This is a genomic window from Agarivorans albus, assembly GCF_019670105.1.
Classification (GTDB): domain Bacteria; phylum Pseudomonadota; class Gammaproteobacteria; order Enterobacterales; family Celerinatantimonadaceae; genus Agarivorans; species Agarivorans albus.
Genome location: NZ_AP023032.1, coordinates 2,647,578 through 2,666,687 on the forward strand (window position 1 = coordinate 2,647,578; position 19,110 = coordinate 2,666,687).

The following is a 19,110-nucleotide window of genomic DNA, read 5'->3' on the forward strand; positions in this document are numbered from 1 at the left end:
CTCTGTTCGATTGAACACCAACTAGGGAGACGAAACCCAAGTAGGAATCATTATGTCTGGAACGCAGAAATCAATAGTGTCACCAACTTAAGAGCATTCCAACAATATACTATAACCGTGAGGTGGAATTCTTATTCCAGACATGAGCTGATTGACATGTGCGCCCTTTAAGTTTTTTAAACATTGGCCAAACACTACATGTTTTACCAGCTGCGAACTATCTGCATAGTTGATAGCTATCACTAATCGCTGCTTTTTATATTGCCGTTCAAATAAAAACACTTTCCCATTATCTATTGACAATGGAGAAAACGAGCCACTGTGCATAGCCGGAAGTTTATTCCTTAGATGAATCAAATCTCGATAGTGGTGGTAAATCGAATTTGGGTCCTTAGATAATCTATCTAAGTTATCTACCTGGGAATTTCGGGCTAGCTCTCTAAAGGGAATGCCACTTGAGAAGCCTGCATTAATCGGATCTGCAGTCCAACTCATAGGAGCACGTAGCCTATGGTCTGCATCAGGGTCAGATTTATCAATTCGATGTCCCATCGCAACTTCGTCACCATAGTAAACAAAAGGCGTTCCAGGAAGCGTGAGCAAAGTGGTCACAGCAGCTTTGTACTTGCCTATATTGCCTGCAAACTGTTCATTAAGCCTGCCTCCTGTAAAGGAGTCGTGATTGGATAAAATTGTCGCCATTTCATCCATGTTAGCATCTAGAATATCCTTAACTAGCTTAGGCCTTTTATGCTTAAACTTTGCACTCCCCATCATTCTGGCATGCATACCAAAATAAAAAGCACTATCACAAATTGCAGACGCATCTTTTGAATGAAATGGTACTTCACAAATCGCAAAACGATTTTCATATTCACGAACAACAGGCAATATAGCTTCGCTCATAAAAGCAAAATTCTTTCGCTTATCAAACGCCCCTGTCTCTGGGTGTTCAAACAAAGTATTAACAGCATCAAATCTAAACCCGTCTACTCCCATATTTAACCAATAACGCATACTGTTCTGGTGATAAGCTACCACCTCCGGGTTATCCAAATTAAAGTCTGGCATCTGGTCCCAAAACAAACCGTAATAAAACGCCCCATTACTCTCGTGCCAAGTAGGATCGCGGGTCCAATTAGTCCAACGTAGCTTGTAATCACTCCAGTGGTACCAGTCGCGATATGTAGGGTTACCTTTTGCTGATTCAATAAACAGCGGGCTCTCTGCTCCACTGTGGTTTAAGGTATAGTCAATAATTACCCCTATTCCACGTTTATGAGCTTCAGCGAGCAGACGTTTAAAGTCTTCCTCAGTGCCGTAATCAGGTTCAACTTTTCTATAATCAACCGCCGCGTAACCGTGATCTCTGTCTTGGCTTTTCATTATTGGCAATAACCAAATACCTTTAATGCCTAAGTCTTGCAGATAATCTAGTTTGCTGGTTAAACCGTTAAAATCACCAATACCATCTCCGTTACTGTCTTTATAAGCACGAACATAAATTTCCATGAATGTTGCTGTTGAATACCATTTTGCTGGTAGTGAAGAAGCAGAACCTTCACTTGCTACTACACCAATATCTAACTCAAAAGCTTTTATTTTAGCTGCAGAACCGAGCATCAATACCAAGAAAAATAAGCGAAAACACTTAATCGTCATTGTGGATTTTCCCCAATAACATTTAGCTCTCCAATCACTCGGTTGGTCAAGTTACCAGTGGAGTCTAAAGCAATAGCTCTTATATCGTATGAACCTAAAGCGGCGTTGGAATTAATTGGTAAGCGTAGTGTAATATCTTCGCTCTCAGATAAGTCAAACTGGGTCCAGGTGCCTAGGGAGTCACAATCTTCAACTTGTTCAATACAATCTTCCTGATCTTTTAAAGCAGATATTTCACTTAACAACCTTATCTCTCCACTCAGCTCAATAAACAGCCCCAAATACAGTAAATTTCTACCTTTATCATGAACACTAACATTGAGAATGTTGGTAGTTTTCTCCTTCGTAAGGCTTATTACACCGACATCAGAAATTTGTGGTGCAGGATCACTGTTAACAACTAACGGTAACTCGTATTCAAATGGCTCTTCACAAGCCGTATATCCATTAAACTTGAGAGAACCGTCCACAAGTAATTCTCTTAATTCCGAAGCACTACCGTTAAAACTATAACGGTCAGCAGCTTTCCTAGTTAACTCTACTTGCCTGCTCCCCCCTTCAATTGTTAACTGCATAAAACGGCTGGTTTCAAAATAAAGCTGACTATTTTGAGTCCTCAAACCAGATTCTTTGCCTTTTTGTAAACTAGGCATTATCTTGTAAGATAGGAAGTTACTTCGATAACGATAAGAAGCTAAAGCTTCCTCAACTAGCTCCGAATTATAGTTAATTCCCCAATCATTAATTAACAATTGCTCGAAGTTCTGCGGCAAATTAATGCTAACAGGAGCAGAACAGGAAGGTCTAGACTCAACACTTAACCTCGGAAGAGCGAGCTCTGTTACTTGTTCACCAAAAGCTGTCTCTTCAGTGATTTGTAACGCCAGTACCTTACCATCATCTTCAGGTTTCACTGTATAAGCATTGGTATTTCCAAATGCAAAATCACACTGCGCCAGCACATCATTGTTTCTATTCAACATCCATATGCCGTCAGTTTCAATGAACTCTCTCGCGTAATCGTTAGTACTACCAATCGAAGTTACCTGCCAACTATCTCCAAAACTATCAGAGGAGTAAATTTTATTAGCTTTCGCAACCAACAAACGTCTAGTTCCGTCAAAGGCATAAGCTCCTGCTGTAGAATTGTCATTCCAGACTACAGCATCACCTTTTTGCCAAGTTCTGCCCTTATCATAAGAGTATGCCGCATATTGCCCATTATCCAATACAGCTAACCAACGTCCGCTATCGCTGTCGATGAGCTCAGACAACGTTCGCCCCCATGTGTTTAAATAACGTGGAAGCGAAAGCCAAGTAACTCCATTGTCATTTGAAATTGAAGGATAACCAGAACTGCTCATAGCCAACAGATTGCCATTTCCATCACTTTCTATCTTATATTCGCGGTATTGGTTGGTTTCCGCCGTATTTAGATGCTGTGGAAGAGCATGCCAACTAACACCATGATCTCTACTGATAAAAAACTCTGAGCTAGATTTAAAAATCCACAAGCCATCCCCTAAACTAAATAAATCAGTGTAACTACTACTTGAGTTATCAACTAGAGGTGAATGACTCCACACTTCAAAGGCTGGATCTGATAAGTAAACATCGCCCTTATCGACAATAAGTAGTGAGCCATTGTCTGTAAGAGAAAATTTTGCGCTATTAGATAAACCTGATGCGGGAGATACTTGATTCCAAGTTAAAGCATCATCTAAGGAGAAATAGAAGCTACCTCTATTTTTTAGGACCCACAAACCATCTTCGTAATGTTCAGCTTTAATTGCATAAGCACTAGAACCGAGTGAATAAACCACACTCCAGGATTTACCATTATCTACTGAGCGCATAACATCTAGCCCACTTATAACCAACCAAGTACTATTATCGCCAACAGAAAAGGCAGAAATACTGGCATCAAAATCAATCAATTCCCTATTAAAGTTAAGGGTGTTAACTACCTCCAGAGTCGTACTATTTAACTTGGACAAATACACGCCGTCTCCAACGATTGGACTAGAGCCTAGTCTACCGTTATGCACTCGATGCCACTCCTCAGCATTACACAGCTTAACGCTCTCGTCCCATGGCAATTGTTCAAGATTAGAATAAGTATTACTAGTTAGCGGATTAAACACCGGTTGATGAATACTGGTATACGCTTCTTGATTAAATGGGAAGCCATTCATAAGTAATTGCGTGGTATAACGATTGTTACTTGTGTTTGTTAACTCATATTGCAAATCTAAAGTGTCACCCTCTGCTAAGACTATGCCTTGTTCATAACCATTTGCTAAACTGATACTCGGTTTCAATGCCTCGGCTGAGCGAATCCACTTACAGATAGCTTGCGTAATATCTAGGTCATCAAAACGTACGGAAGCGCAGAGTTGGTAATTACCTTCGAGGATATCAAGATCGTTCAATATATACCGACTGTAACCACTACTATTGTCATTACGAATATGGTTCCAATGGGACGAAATAACGTAACTATTTCCTTCAGCACAATTACTGTATAAGCAATCTTCATCTTGCAATTGCTTTAACATTTTTCCGTTGATAGAAAAGTTATCTTGGACTGTGAACGATTCGTCTGAAACAATACCAAAATCTACTTTAATATCTCTATCGCCTTTGTACAAAGCCTGCTGACTCGCTAACTCTAGAGTTGCAAATCTGCGTTGTTTTGCTAAACCGGAGCTCACTTGCGCATTTTTCCAACAAATACTGTTGGCATTATGATTACCTTGTTCAACCACACTTACCCCACAAGATTCCACCACTAGATTAAAGTCACCACCGTAACTTCCAGGGTTTATGCCCATTTTTGCTTGATCCAGGCTATAACCTATTTCACTAACATAAACGGTAAACTCACCAGGCTCGAACCAAGCAACTAACTCTTGTTCACCGAGGCTCTCAGAGCTATAAACCAAATTCCCCTCTTCATCAAGCACGTAAATTTGTGCATAAAAATCTGCATTAGGTACTTGTAGCGTTAAAAAGCTGCCTTGTTCTACTGTAAATTGAAACGAACCAACCATAGAAGCATCTATAGAACCAGCATGACTTACTAACCATTTGTTAGTATTGGGATAATCGGCAATAGATGTTTGCTCGTTTACTACAAGCTCTCCTAAAGGTACGAAAGACTGATTACCATTTGCGTCTATAGTTAATACCCAAGTTGGGTAGGCTCCACTCAATAAGCTTGTTTGTATTGGGACTTGTGCAGTAATTGACACACTATTTTGTTGCGCATACTTCTGCCAAATTTGGCTAATATCCCAGTCGCCTAAACAATAAGCATTGCCAGTACATTTAGCCATACGCTTTAGTTCACTAATTTCACCTAATAGTTGATAGGGAGCATCACCTGCAACTTCGACATAAACACCTAAATACAGCATGTTCTTCCCATTATCCTGAAGGGATAACTCTACTGTTCGAGAAGAGTTGCGAGCAATGGGTAGATTCTTTGGTATAGCAGTCGTGGCAACATCTTCGCTTATCTCTAACTCAAGTGAAATAGGCACTTGTGAACCACAAGGAGTTGTACCAACAAAGCTTAGTGGCCCAGCTTTGGCCGCAGCAATTATTGCCTCTTTATACCCAGACAAATAGAAACGCCCATTGCTCGCCAGTTGCATAGGTACAATTAGCTCTTGACCGCTATCAATTAGCTTAAGACTAAGCTCTGTAAGATTATTTGACTCTACATAAAAGTCATTTTTCTCAATGATTAAGTCATTACTTTCGTCTAAATCTATAGCTGCAAGCACTTCTTCCAAATATTTACTTTGCCAAGAAAGATCGTCAAGTATGGTCGTTGGCAAATTACCTAGTTTACGATTTAACCCCCATTGAGTTGCTAAATAACCTGATGCAAAATTAGCCGGTAACTGAATACTTGCATTGTCACAAGTAGCTGCAGGAACGACTTCTAATAAACCAAGTTCTTGCTCTTCAGTTCTTTCCCCCAACACACCGAATTCAGTGATTCGTAAAGACAACAAGGCTCCCGAAAATTCACTAGAAAACAAAACAGGAGAGTCAATACCATTTGGAGCATTACATTGGGTCCCATAAGTCTCATATTCGAACACAACCCATGAAGCTCCTTCATTTAAATAAATACTTACATTGTAGATGTAGTTATCTTCGCTAAGCTCTTGTTTATTCCAAGTTTTAGCGTTATCAGCCGAGACATAAATATCACCTCTCGAAGCAATTACCCAGTTGCCCATTTTATCAGCAACTATTGACATAAAACTCGAAGCGTTTTCATCCAAAACAAATTCACTCCAAGAAGTACCATTATCTCTAGATACAGCAATATGATCACTTCCAGAATAGGCAACCCAAACACCTGATTTACCCGCTTCAATTCCACTAATATAAGATTCTGAAAATACCTGTACGTCTGTTAACTCATTCCAAGTAGCGCCATAATCATTTGTTTTATAGTAATTACTACCTCCCGAGTAGCTCTTACCAATCCATGTCCCCCCCTCTCCTAACGTTATTTTTGAAAACCGAGGTGCGTCAATAGCTTCCCAAACAATACCTCCATCAAAAGAGATGGCTGAACCAGTAGATCCACTAGCAAACATAACCTCTTTTGTTGCTGCAACCTTCATGTTCCAGCTAGTAGGCAACACTTCTCGCACGAACCAGGTATGGCCGTTATCATGCGAAGCGAAAAATCCGCTGCTTGTCGCCATAATCCAATTCCCATCATCATCCCCTGCTACTGAGAACAGGTTTAGACTCCATAAATCCCCAGCATAAGGCAACTTGGGTAACAGTTTAGTCCAAGTCATACCAGCATCGTATGAAATTGAAGCTGCATCAGAGTATGCATATGGTGCAATATTAATTATGGTATTTCCTGAGTAAGCAAGCTCCCCTATTTGTTCAGAGTTATATATAGACTCCCAGCTTGCAGTTAAATCGCAACTCTCACCTAGCTCTATTACTTGGTAGAATTTTTCCATGCTCAAAGCAGATTGATGAGCATCTGCTTTTGCTATTCGGCCTAACACATTACCATCAGCAATTAACTCCACTTTTAGTTGGTTAAATGCAGGATCAACCAGTTGGTAATCCAAGCTAAATGGCTGTCCCTCTACTACTTGGAAAATATCATCCAGCTCACGGTTAATAATTGCCTTCGGTAGAGGATCTTCTTCCATAGGTAGTTGCTTATGAATTGGCCAACTAACTTCATTTTCTGTTTCAAAGTCAATTAGCACTACTAGCGCCGTTAACACTCCTTCAGTTTCTAGAGGAACACCTTTAGGCATGCTTAATACGTAACGCTGTGCTGCTCGACCTGTTTCTTGAAGCGCTTCACTAAGATCATTTGTGTTAGCCTGTCCATCTGCAAACACATAAGCAGAAGTCCCATTACAATTTTCCGATGAATCTTCCACTCGATGGCAATAAAACTCGGTTTGATAGAAGTCGATCAACTGACCATCTAATGCGAAGCCTTTAAGCACATAAGGGGCGTCAGAAACAATATCAAAGCTTATTCGTGCGTGATCAGCACCTAAATACAAGGTGTGGTCAGCTTCTCTACCTAAGAGTTGCAACCTTGGTACTGATTGGTCACCTAGATTAGGTTCAAGTACTGTTAGGGCAACAGTTTTAAACAAACTTGGGTTTTCTAGTAGCCCAATTGTTAACTCTGCAGTCCCCGCCTGCTGTACTTGTAATAATGCTCCTGGTTTACTCATATCAAAGCTTGCAATGGTATTGTCTGAACTACTTAGCTCTAACAAGTCATAAGCATTATCTAAACGGATACCGGCAAATACCCTTCCTTCAACATTTGCTGTTGCGGTAACAGCAAAGATGAATTGATTATCACCGTCATCTAATTGATGAGTTAACTCTATAGGGTTTACCTGAATATCAGTAATGTAGAATGGGTCCACCCAAACATCGGCGGCATTATTTGGGTCAGAACCGAACTCGACTTCTAAGTAGTCTGGCACTCCATCACCATCGGTATCCTTTAACAGCGGATTAGTGCCATACACATAAATCTCATCGTAATCTGATAACCCATCCCCATCAGAATCAGGATTAGTAAGACTAGTTCCATGCTCAACTTCATCGCGGTTAGCTACTCCATCGCCATCAAGATCATCATCACCATCCAATGTGCCATTACCATTAGAATCTGGATTAGCAGGGTCGAGTCCATCGGTAGCGAACTCTAGCTCATTAGATAATCCATCTTGGTCAAAATCCCCACCAGTTTGTAACACATGGACCGTTACTCGGTTATGAGAACTAGCCACTACAGTGTTAGCAGAGCGAGCTTGCAGAGAAATACTGAGAGCGGTGCCATCTAAATAACCTACTTTGTCACTGTGCACAGGTGCACTAAGACTTAAGCTACTTAACTCGGCGACTTGATAAATGGGATCATCCCCTTCAACGTCTATCACTAAGCGCATCTGTAGGTCGTTTTCATTAAAGCTTGCTGCCTTCTCTACAAGCAACGTAATCTCTTGCCCTTCTAACACATATGGGTAACTCGGCAATTGCATACGCAAGGCTGGAACACACACATTTAGTCGTTGTGGTAACGGCGCGTCATTTGCGGCTGAGCCACGTAGCACCGAGTTATTACTATTAACCTCGTAGCATTCCGACAGAGTCAATGGTTCATAAGGCGTAAATACTACTTGCTGTTGATCAACAATAAATTCACCTTCTACTAACTCATCGCTAGTTGCTGATCTTACGCTTAATATTTCACCATAAGACAACTGGGTTACCGGCTCGTTAAATGCCATTGTTAAGGGCGAAATTATACTATCATCCACTATGCTTACTTCTAGGCTCTCTATCGCAGGCAGTGACTTGAGGAAATCGAGTTCTAAAGTGCCTAAACGCTGTAAGTTAATGCCTCCATCAAGTAACTCTTTACCAAGCACAGTGATTTTTTCTACTGAAGATGTAGTCACTTCGGCTGTAGCAATCCCTGAAGACATAGCCACCGAGAGAGAGTTGGATTGCTGATTGATTACCGCAGAACCGTTTACTTCTAACAACAAGTCGTAATTAGCTAAGTCTTGTTCAAAAGGCAATGCAGTTGTGACATGGTTATAGTATTGGTCACGCAAGGTAGCTTGCACCGTTACTACTTCCCCTGCTTCCAAGCGATGCGGGTGCCCCAGCTGCAAATTGGTTTGAGCAATAGCTTCTAAGGTAACCAACGCAGCGTTCGCACCTACAACGTCAATATCTATCTGGTCTCTAGCAACAAAGTGGTTATCGCCGTCTAGTTCATAGCTAGCAAATACCGCAGCGTTGTCTTGTAAAGCTAACGACAAGTTATACGTACCCGCAGTTTGCGCAACCGACATGGGTACAGCCGCATAACCGTCTTTTAGGCTAATAATGGCTTGCTCGCCACCATTTACTTGTGGATAAACCAGCACATTGTCGGCATAGCCAAAGTAGAAACCGGGTTGTTCGAATGCCACTAACACTTTTGTTTGGTTGTCCAACTCAACCATATTGTTACCGGCATCTCTAGCTATAAATCGAAGTTGAGTAGGCTCACCTGCCACTTGTGTAGGCAAATAATCGAGCTGAACTTCTACCGTTTCACCGGCTAATATTCGTACCCCCATAGCAACGTCAATATTGTTGATTCCTGGGTCGGTATCTAACCAAGCGGCATTACTTAACCGCGCACTTAGTTGGTATAAGCCAGTGCTGAGCGCTGTATCTAGGCTTAACTCTACTTCACCATTTACGTTTGACGTTTGGCTACCTAACTCAATTAATTCGCCTACCGCTAAACCGTTCTCATATGGCTGTAATAGCCAATTAATAGTTTGTAAAGGTACGCGTCGTCCGGTTCTATCTAGCACCGCCACTCGATAGCTTGCAGGCTCACCAGCAGAGAGGTAGGCCTTATTCACACTCGATTCAGCTAAAGCGTTAACAAATGCCAAGCTATTTGGGCGGAACCACAAAGGAATAGAAAATTCTTCTGACTCTCCTTGTTGACCCAGAGCATCGGTTAAACGAATCTTAAAGCGATAAACGTTCCCTGCCACCTCTTCTGTTGGCATGGCCAGTGATAACTTCAATCTGCCCTGATTATTATCGGTAGGGTTAAAGCTTGCTCTGGTCATTGCCATAGTAGCTGGGAATGTGGGTACAATTTCTACACTCACAGGGTCATCGCCTTCGTTAGCCATATGAAATTGACTAAGAGTAAGACGAGCATGCCCACCATAAAAGCTGGCTGGATCTACTTCTACAGCCAGTAGACTCAGATCTGGAGCGTTGTCTTGAAGCAGATCAACACTGATCTGCTGCTCGGTTAGCTGGCCTAAATTATCAATAACTCGCAGAGTAAGTAATTCAGTACTATTGGCAGACAAACGTTCGGTACGCTGGTCTCGGTAATTGCCTTTATGATTTACCGCTTTTCCGCTTACCGATAACGGGTAAACAAAATCATTCCATTCCATTTCTGCAGTACGTAACTCAACGTCATCAACAAACCTAGCATTTAGCGCAAAGCGGCCTTGTTCAAATACAGCCGCGGGTATGATTTCAACGTTACTAATAACAGGGGCTGAATCTTCAACCATGGTGAATTCTTGCTGGTAAACATTGCGGTTACCTGCATTATCAACCACTTCCATCTGATAGTTATATTGTGTTCCCGCTACTGCCCCCTTCTCATTAATGACCAAATCACCATCAGAGAAACGTGCCGCAACCATTAAACCATTACGTTTCATAATCGCTGACGCAACACCACTTTCGTTATCACTAACTGCTACCTTAATTTGGTAGGGGTGCTGCTCAATAATATCGCCATCATTACTTAAGGCACCAGTTAATTGGTAATCTCCAATGGTTGGCAAAATTGCATCTTCAGCTCGTAAAAATGATATAGGCGAAGATTCAGTAAGGTTACCAAATACATCCACCGCTCTTACTTTTAAGAATGTACCGCTTGACTCTAAACCGAAGTCTCGATAGATAACATATTCAGGACCAAAATGCTTACCTATAACTTGATATGGGCCTTCGGCAGTAGCCGCTTCCAAATATTCAACCTGATAAACCGGCACACTAGCGTCATTTACTACTGCTCGAATCTCTAAAGGTTTAGGTACATAGGTCGCGACTCCGTTGCTTGGTTTAATCAATGACACACTGAAGGCATTACCTGGCAATTCTTCACCTTGTAATAACGCTTTTACTGCTTGGCTTTGAAAATGTTGACCATCTTGTAATTCAACTAAAGCCTTAACATAAAAGGGTTGGCCATTGCGTAAGCTTGGTGGCACTAATGCATCTACAACAAATGGACTTACATCACTTCCTCCTACTTCAGCATCATTGATGAAGTAACGCACCGAAGCAACTTGCTCTTGATCATCTAAACGCAGCGCTAACCAATCGCCTTGTACAAAGCTTTGGCCTTGTACTGGTGACACTAAACCAGGCCTTGGTAAATGGTATTGATGATTAAGCTCGTAAACCCTAAGGCCTTGATTAGCTAAACCTATAGCCAGTATGTCTTGATCTATTGCTAAAGCAGTTATTTCGTCATTAAAGCTGGTCGGCAAATGATCAGATACGCGCATATCGGTCACATCTATTACTGCAACGCGACTGCCTAAATCACTTTGGTAGCCTAGATAAGCAAAACCGTCGGCGTAACTCAGCGCTGTAGCTTTCTGCAAGCCAACAATGGAAACACTGCTTGTTGAATAGTCTAGTAAGGATAACTTGAGAAGAGAGTCTCCCTGCATAAAGTAAAGCGCATCACTAGAGTGTGTTAGTAGACGGATCGATTCATCAGCGCCATCAACAATGCTTTCAATAACTGTAACAAATGGGTCAAAAGGCATATCACCTAAATGAATGCGGTACAAACGACGGTTACTGGTTGCTACAAACAAGGTTTCACCCACATGTTTCATCGCTATTGCAGCTTCGCCTACCGGCAAGCTAACCGAATCAACCAAACTTAGGTTACCTTTGTTTGCAATCATTAATTGATTACCTTGCGCAGCAATAATCCGTGTAGACGTAGCCAGCAGAACATCCGCTACCACATTTGAAAATACGGTCTCAGCTACAGCAGAAGATTGAGCAACATCATCAAGAGCCACTCGCTCTACTTTGGCAAACGCATGGCTAGCAAGATAAGCATACTGCTCATCTATAGCCACTTTATCTACAGCTTGAGAATAGCCTTTTTGCGGATAGCTATTCTCTTGCCATTGTTCAGCTTGGCGTTGATATAACAAGCTGCCATAGTAGCCGGCCGCTACAGCGACTTGGCCATTTTGGAAAACTACGTCGTTCACAAGTCCTTTATTGCCTGGAGAAGCGTAAGCCAAGCTTGGTAACCTAGGAATTTCATGTATTTCAATAATCGTTCCGTATTCGCCACCTAACCATAATTTCCCATCAAACCAAACACTGCGCGTTGGACCGGTAGTGGATGAAATAGAATACGAACCCAACATTACCAATTCACTAGGATTAACTGCATCAATCAAGGTTATTTGCCCTAACGATGCGCTAATAGCCAATAGGTAGCGACCATATACTCTAATCTGCTCTGCGGACTCAGTTAACCTTACTTGACCAATTACTTCTTGCCCTAGCAACGCAATTAACAGTTGCTGATCAGTTAATACAAACTCTACTCCATTCTTAACAAGGCTACTGATGGGAGCTTCTATAGATATCCGCTGCTCTGTCAACTCATGCAGAACTAACAATTGACTAGCCCCCAACGTGTCTAAATCACCGTTAAATTTAAGTACATTGTTTCCTTGTAATACTGTAAATCCAGAGGCAGTAGCATTAATCGCCTTGATCTCACCCTCACCACTATAAGGCTGCGATGAAGAATTTTGCCAACTATTCACCGCCACTTGTTCAAGAGTATTCCCCTTAACTTGGTAAGCGACTAAAGACAGCTCTTGCTCGGTAAGCAAAATATCGGCGTATATAGCCATATTGCCAATATTAGAAGAGGTACTTGTGGTACTTAACAGCTGGAAGTTTTCTAGAGGGTCAACTATTTGTATACCATGCTCGGCAACAGCCAGTAATAAGCGATCACCTAAGCGTAAAATAGCGGTAATATCACCTGCCATCTCGGTTTGCATTTCGCCAGTATGATCAAATAACTGGCGACCTACCGCATACCATGCTTGGCCAGCGTCACCCAACATCGCATCAAATGGTAATACTTGATCATCAACATGAACCGTTACACCACTAATAACAGCAACCCGCTGCTCACTGGTAGAACGATTACCTTCTGAATCTCGAAGTATGGCTTGAACGCTAAGCTGTTGCGTGTTAGGCACAACAAAGCTAACGTGTTTAGCTCCTGCTGCAATTAGAGAGCCATCGTTATCAAATACCTGTAATTCACCAATAAGCTCCAACGAGGCATTTGTAAGCTCATAGCTTACTTCCGCTCCCACCATGGCTGTTGCATATACGCCTTCTACGATTGGGTTTGGTAATTGATTTCTTGCTACCACTTTAAAAGATACTTCTCGCTGGCTATAGAAGTAACTGTCACCGTGATAAACCCTTACCTGAACATGGTAGGTATCACCACTCAACTGTCGCGGTAACGGAATGTCTATTTCGCCATTCGTATCAGCCGTTAACCAACGACCCAGCTGATTGCGATTAAAGTCATACAAACGGATTTCTGCAAAGCGGAAACTGTCTAATTCGTCTCCTGAAGTTTGGTACTTAACCGGAACCATTGAACCACTAGCAAAAGAACTCGCAGCGATTGGAGACAAGATGTTAACAGACAAACCATCAGGCTGATTTTCGACTATAGGATGTTGCGATTCAAGCTGGTTCTGCCCATCAACCGTTAGTTTGAAGCCAGCGTCATCTTGGCTGGCAATTTCCGCCCACCCAACAAACTGGGATTCATTAATTGGAGCAAGGCTTATTGGATAGCTGCCAAGCACACCATCTGCAGTTGATGCGCGAGATGGAATACTTAACGAAGTTACCACGGGCACAGTTGCACCTTGCGCTAGACTTTGTAGCTCTGGAGGAGATTGGCTTTCCACATCGCTATAACGTTCACTCACCAAATCCACAACTTGCTCTGTAAGGCCTAAATGTGACTGAGTGATTAAGGTGACTGAGTTTCCATTTAAAGCATTGCGTGGAATGCGCCAGCGATAAGCTCCCTGAGATTGTAAATTAACCACAGCATCGGCAACGAATCGTTGGCCACTGAATACAGCAGCACTCACTTGGCCAAATGGCTTTTGCGCTAGCTCTAGTTGTAATTCAACCGTATGAGCTTGCTCGGTAATAGAAATAGCTGAATTAAGCTCGGCGTTGGCTACATGAATTTGACGAGCGAACACAGTAGGCAGTTCACCCACTTTTCCAAGCATATACATTTTTTGAGGAACAACCGTTAAACGTTCTGCCGATTTAGCTAAGTACCCCACAGGTTCCTGCTTGTTAACCGCCAACCAACGTGACTGGCCATCGTTGAGCTTAATCCAACGGATTTCTCCATCTAATACTACATCTTCAATCTCACCAGCGACAACTAGAGAGTCTGTTGTTATTAGGTGGCCATCGGGTAACAGTTGATAGTTATTAAGCTGGTTATTATGCCAAGTAGTAATGGCTCCTTGGTTAACGACAAAATTAGATGCTTCATTGGCAAGGGCAATTGAATGTTCTAATGCAACAGCTGGAATAAGAGCGGTATTTACAACTAAGCGGCGTAAACCAGTAGTCGATAAAACCAACAAACTTCGACCATCTGCTTTGGCTGAAAGAATGCTTTCGCCAGAAACCGTATGAGCTGCGACCCCTACCAACGCATCACCTGCATCGATGTATGCTACAATTGCTTTGCCTTGCTTAAACCACAATAGGTCCTCAGCTACATCCAGTAAATCGCCATCTACCGAAGCAGTAAGCGAAGGCTGGCTCACAATACCAGTCCGTTCAATTGGATATCTAGAAACACTTCGTTGAGCGTCTATACGAGACACCACGTATACGCCATGCACACCCACTTTGATCGACTCTAATATACCTACATCAGACTCAATAACCGTGTTTGAACCATTACTTATACGATAACCTCCAGAACGGTTAGCATAACCGACCAAAAGTTCGTTATCACCATCTAGCCCTGCTAACACAACCATATCAATCACAGACTCTGCTGTTGATTCTACAGTAGCTTTAACGGCCCACTCACCAGCCTCAAAATAAGGGATCTTCTCTACGGTTTGTGAATAGCGTTTCTCATGACCGGAACGGTCTCGCAGCACAGAACTAACGCCTACATATTCACCTATATTGGATACATCCACATATTGTGGATACCCAACTTCCAGAGTCTGCACAAGCTGGCTATCAATGGGATCTTGGACTTCTACAGCAGATAAGGGAGAGTAATCCACCATATCCACAGGCTGCTTCGCTTCAACTTTGATTTGTGTGCCGGTTAACACATGTTGCAGCGGCATAAGATCTACAGGCATATCTTCGTCAATGCCATCATCGTTAGCCACGTTAAGAAAGGTGAAGCCTTTTAGATTAGCTTTCTGAATGCGAACTAAAACTACTACATTTTCATCAATATCTGGCATTTTTAAGGTGACAAATTGTCGTTCACCATCCGTTTCTAACCTGCTGACTTGAGTTATCGCGGTATCTGATTCTACTCCGCCAATATCAAAGAAGATTTCAGCGTCAAGTACATTTCTTAATACTATTTCGAAGGTCACAGGCTCGCTTTCTCGGAACGTAGAACCATTCTCAGGAGACAAAAATGCAACTTTGGGTGCCCCAGCTTCCGCGTCATAGGGGTATAGTTTCACGCTAGCAATATCACTAACATTTCCATTAGGATCATAAGCTCTTGCGTCTAACAAAATACCCTTATCTAGATCTTCTGAATTAGGCACCACACTATATTTCGTAGGATCTGTTAACTGCTGCCAAGCTCCAGAATTTTGCCTTACTTCTACTTTTTCTATTCCGTATTTATCGAACGATTTAATGATAACATCGGTACGTTCATCAAGAGCGATAAACTCGCCATCACCTGGCGATACAATTTCGATGGTTGGCGCGGTGCGATCTAAGTACAAGGTGTAAGCTTGGTCAAAAACCTTACTAGCTCCAAAACCGTAGATAACATTTAAGCGCGCTCTTAACTCTACTGGGGTAACAGGTGATGAGTCGGGCAACAAATCCTTAATTTTAGGGTTTAAGAATGAACCTTTAACTAAACCAGTAGCAGCAGAGTATGAGCCGTAAACATTAACTGGAGCACCATCTCTAATTTTGTCTACGCTCATGGTCGTGTCATTCACCATATCGATATCGCCAAACAAATCGAAATAAAGTTCTGAACGAACCGACTCTTCAGGCTCTTCTGGATTAGTATGGAACGACTGTAACTCTATAAGAGGGTCGCGCAACGATGCCCTAAAACTCTGTTGGCTAGGATTTCCAGCAGAATCACGGGCCGACAAGCGCAACTCTAAATACTCAAACTCTTCTTTTATTTCTGCGCTTATTTGCTCAGCGGCTGACATCCAGCTACTCGAAGGAGCTCCAAAGGCAGTGGACAAGCGATAAGTATAAGCAATTGTGTCGCCGTAGTTATCAATAGCACTTACCTCAAAAAACTCTTCTCGACCTCTGGTTAAGAGCATATCTAAATCAACTAATCGTCCATCTGAAACACGCTGAATACGTAAATCTCTCGGTGCAAGAGTATCTTTAGCAATAAAGCGATCGCTATAATCACCGCCTTCAACGCTATTCCCAGCCAAATCCTTAAGGCCAAAAACGTTAATCGAATACTCAGCATTATGCTCTACGGTGCCAGATTTTATCCGTAATTGAATAACGCTTGGGTTAAGCGGAATTAGCTCAAAGCGATCTGATATATCAATACTTTCGCGTTCGCTGTAATCTTTAAAATGCTTAATCACGGAGAAACCACTAGCACTTGTTGCTTCGTTAAATAGCAAAGTAAGCGGCTGGTTGTAACCTAAAGAATCGGAACCAACAAGTTGAGGGGACGTATCATCAATGACAGTGAGCCACATGGACTCTTCTGCATAAACAACTTCGTTGGTGCTGCTACGTTTAACTACTACTTGATATTGGGTACCTGATTGGGCGGCAGGCGAGCTTGAGATAACAAGTGTATCGTTATCCAATTGGTACTCTACTGGCTGCAAATCGCCAATATCCCAACCACTCCCAACGGGCAGTAAAAATACCTCTAGTTTGCCTTCTAACCCTAAGCCTGAAAGAACTATTTGGTCATCACCAGAATCACTCAAAACATCTGGCCGTCCAGTACTATTGTTCGAAGTAACACTAGTTAGCTCTATAGCTTGGCTAGTTAATACCGCTGCAGGTAAAGTAACTTGGTTTTCGCCATTGGCAAAACTAGCTGTCACGGAATATATACCGGGTTGAGAAATAGCTAAAGAGAAACTGATTTCCGTAGCTGATTGATTAACACTAAATTGCGCATCGCTTAAACTATAATTAGCAATGTTTAGCTCTACTACTTCATTCAAACGTTCGCCATACAAGGTATACAGCGTGTTTCTTCCAGTAATAGAACCACTTGGAACAACATGAGTTATACGCGGCTCAGAATGAGTAAAGGCGGGTTTGGTAACCAACTTCCAAGGTAAATCAACATTGACTAATGCACCGTTAACTGACTGATATGGTTGGTTAAACAGACCTACATTATAAACGTCCCCTAAAGTATATTGCTCACCAAATGCTTGAAAACGTAATTCTTTACCTACCAATACTGTGCCGCCATCAATCAGCAGATTGCTGCCTTGAGAAGCAATATCAATGAGTACTGATAACCAATCATCACCTTCACCGGCAATCAATCCAGACACTAATTGGTTCGCATGACTCAATTGATAGGGACGAACACCCCATAAGTTGTTAAGTGGTAAAGCTAGACTCCAGTATTGTCCATCACCTACCCACTCTAATACATTGCCTTGAATCCCCCATTGTTTGGTATTTATTACATTGTCAATTTCGACGATTTTAGTCAGCGTTAATCCTGACAACTGATTATCTAAATCATAAACAACAACCCTTTCTGGAGAGGCAGATTTTGCAATCAGCAACTCCCCTGACAAACGAACCTGCTGCTGACTCATCAGCACTTTGCCCAATGATGATACTGAGCCATTCACTTCGACCAATTCTAACTCACTATTTGAGCGAATGAGGAGGCGCTGTTGGTCCATCACCAATTGTGTTGGTGCAATTACAGAGTGGTTAAATGACTCAGTTTCATTGATAGCTTCGATGGCACGAAAATCTAATTGACCGGAATAAAGTAGATAGATGCCATTTTGATTAGCCCGTGCATCAATAGCTGCATCCCAGAATATTTGGTTAACAACATCGCCGTATATTGGAGATACGACAGCTCCAGAATTACCAAAGCCAAACCACACATCACGCCATAGTCCAATTTGATCAAACACTTGGTTTTCGTTATTTGCATAGTGTGATACGAGTTTCGGAGAGTAAGGGTTAGATAACTCTAATACATCAACTTGTGGCGAACTGTCACCATAAGCAATAGCTATGTAGCCATTCGCTATAGCAACATGCTTAATGCTATCGTTCACCGAGCCTTTAGCTAGCAATTGAGGAGTGTCAGATTCAAGAGTGCTCCATAACTTCCATTCACGATGTTGGTAGCTAAGCAGTAAATGCTGATGGCGTTCAAACCCATTTACTTCTGCTAATCTCGATTCACCCTGTAGAACAACATTAAAGTCTGTATTGCTAACGCCATCAAGATCAAAGCCTTGATTACTCAATTCAAGGTTTAGTTCACCAAGAGTATAATCAGGCTGCAGGAACAAAAGAGTATTAGGATCAAACAGCTGAACTTGTTCAGCTAACTGTCCGTTCACCTTTAATACGGTGTCGCTACTAAAGCCTCTACCAACAATTGCCAACCAATTATTATCACCATATATCAAACGATGTTGATTAACATTAACGCCACCATTTTCCCAAATGCCAAGCGCGTCGATGACCGGATCCGCAATATATGTAAATGCTCCATTTAAACTACTGGTGAACGACTCGTTCAGTATTGTTATTCCAACACTAATATTATCGTTTGGCGATTTATTAAGCCCAGGTACTAACACCTGTAGTTCACTACTATTCACCCAAGTAACATTAGCTGGGTCAATCAACTCGCCCGCAATTTTTATGCGAGATAAGTCATTAAAGTTTTCGCCAACGACGGTAATGACATCGCCCCCCCTCCATGAGCCAAATGCAGGCCTAACGTCAAGCAATTCTGGCTGCTTACCGCTAGCGGCA

Annotated in this window: 2 protein-coding genes (1 of these 2 cut by a window edge); both read right to left on the minus strand. The window is 42.1% G+C overall.

Going from position 1 to position 19,110, the window contains the following annotated elements:
* Positions 1–87: 87 nt before the first annotated feature.
* Positions 88–1,662, minus strand: a complete 1,575-nt coding sequence (locus K5620_RS12095; protein ID WP_016403684.1) for an alpha-amylase family glycosyl hydrolase — start codon at positions 1,660–1,662, stop codon at positions 88–90.
* Positions 1,659–19,110 carry the final stretch of an Ig-like domain-containing protein gene (locus K5620_RS12100; RefSeq protein WP_221077369.1) on the minus strand. Its footprint extends 20,759 nt past the window's final position, so 17,452 of the gene's 38,211 nt are visible here — the last part of the coding sequence; its start codon lies beyond the right edge, outside the window; its stop codon occupies positions 1,659–1,661. Before K5620_RS12100 ends, K5620_RS12095 begins: the two co-directional genes overlap by 4 nt.

Coding starts and splice junctions, on each gene's coding strand:
- K5620_RS12095 (WP_016403684.1), bottom strand. CDS start 1,662: ATGACGATTAAGTGTTTTCGCTTATTTTTCTTGGTATTGATGCTCGGT.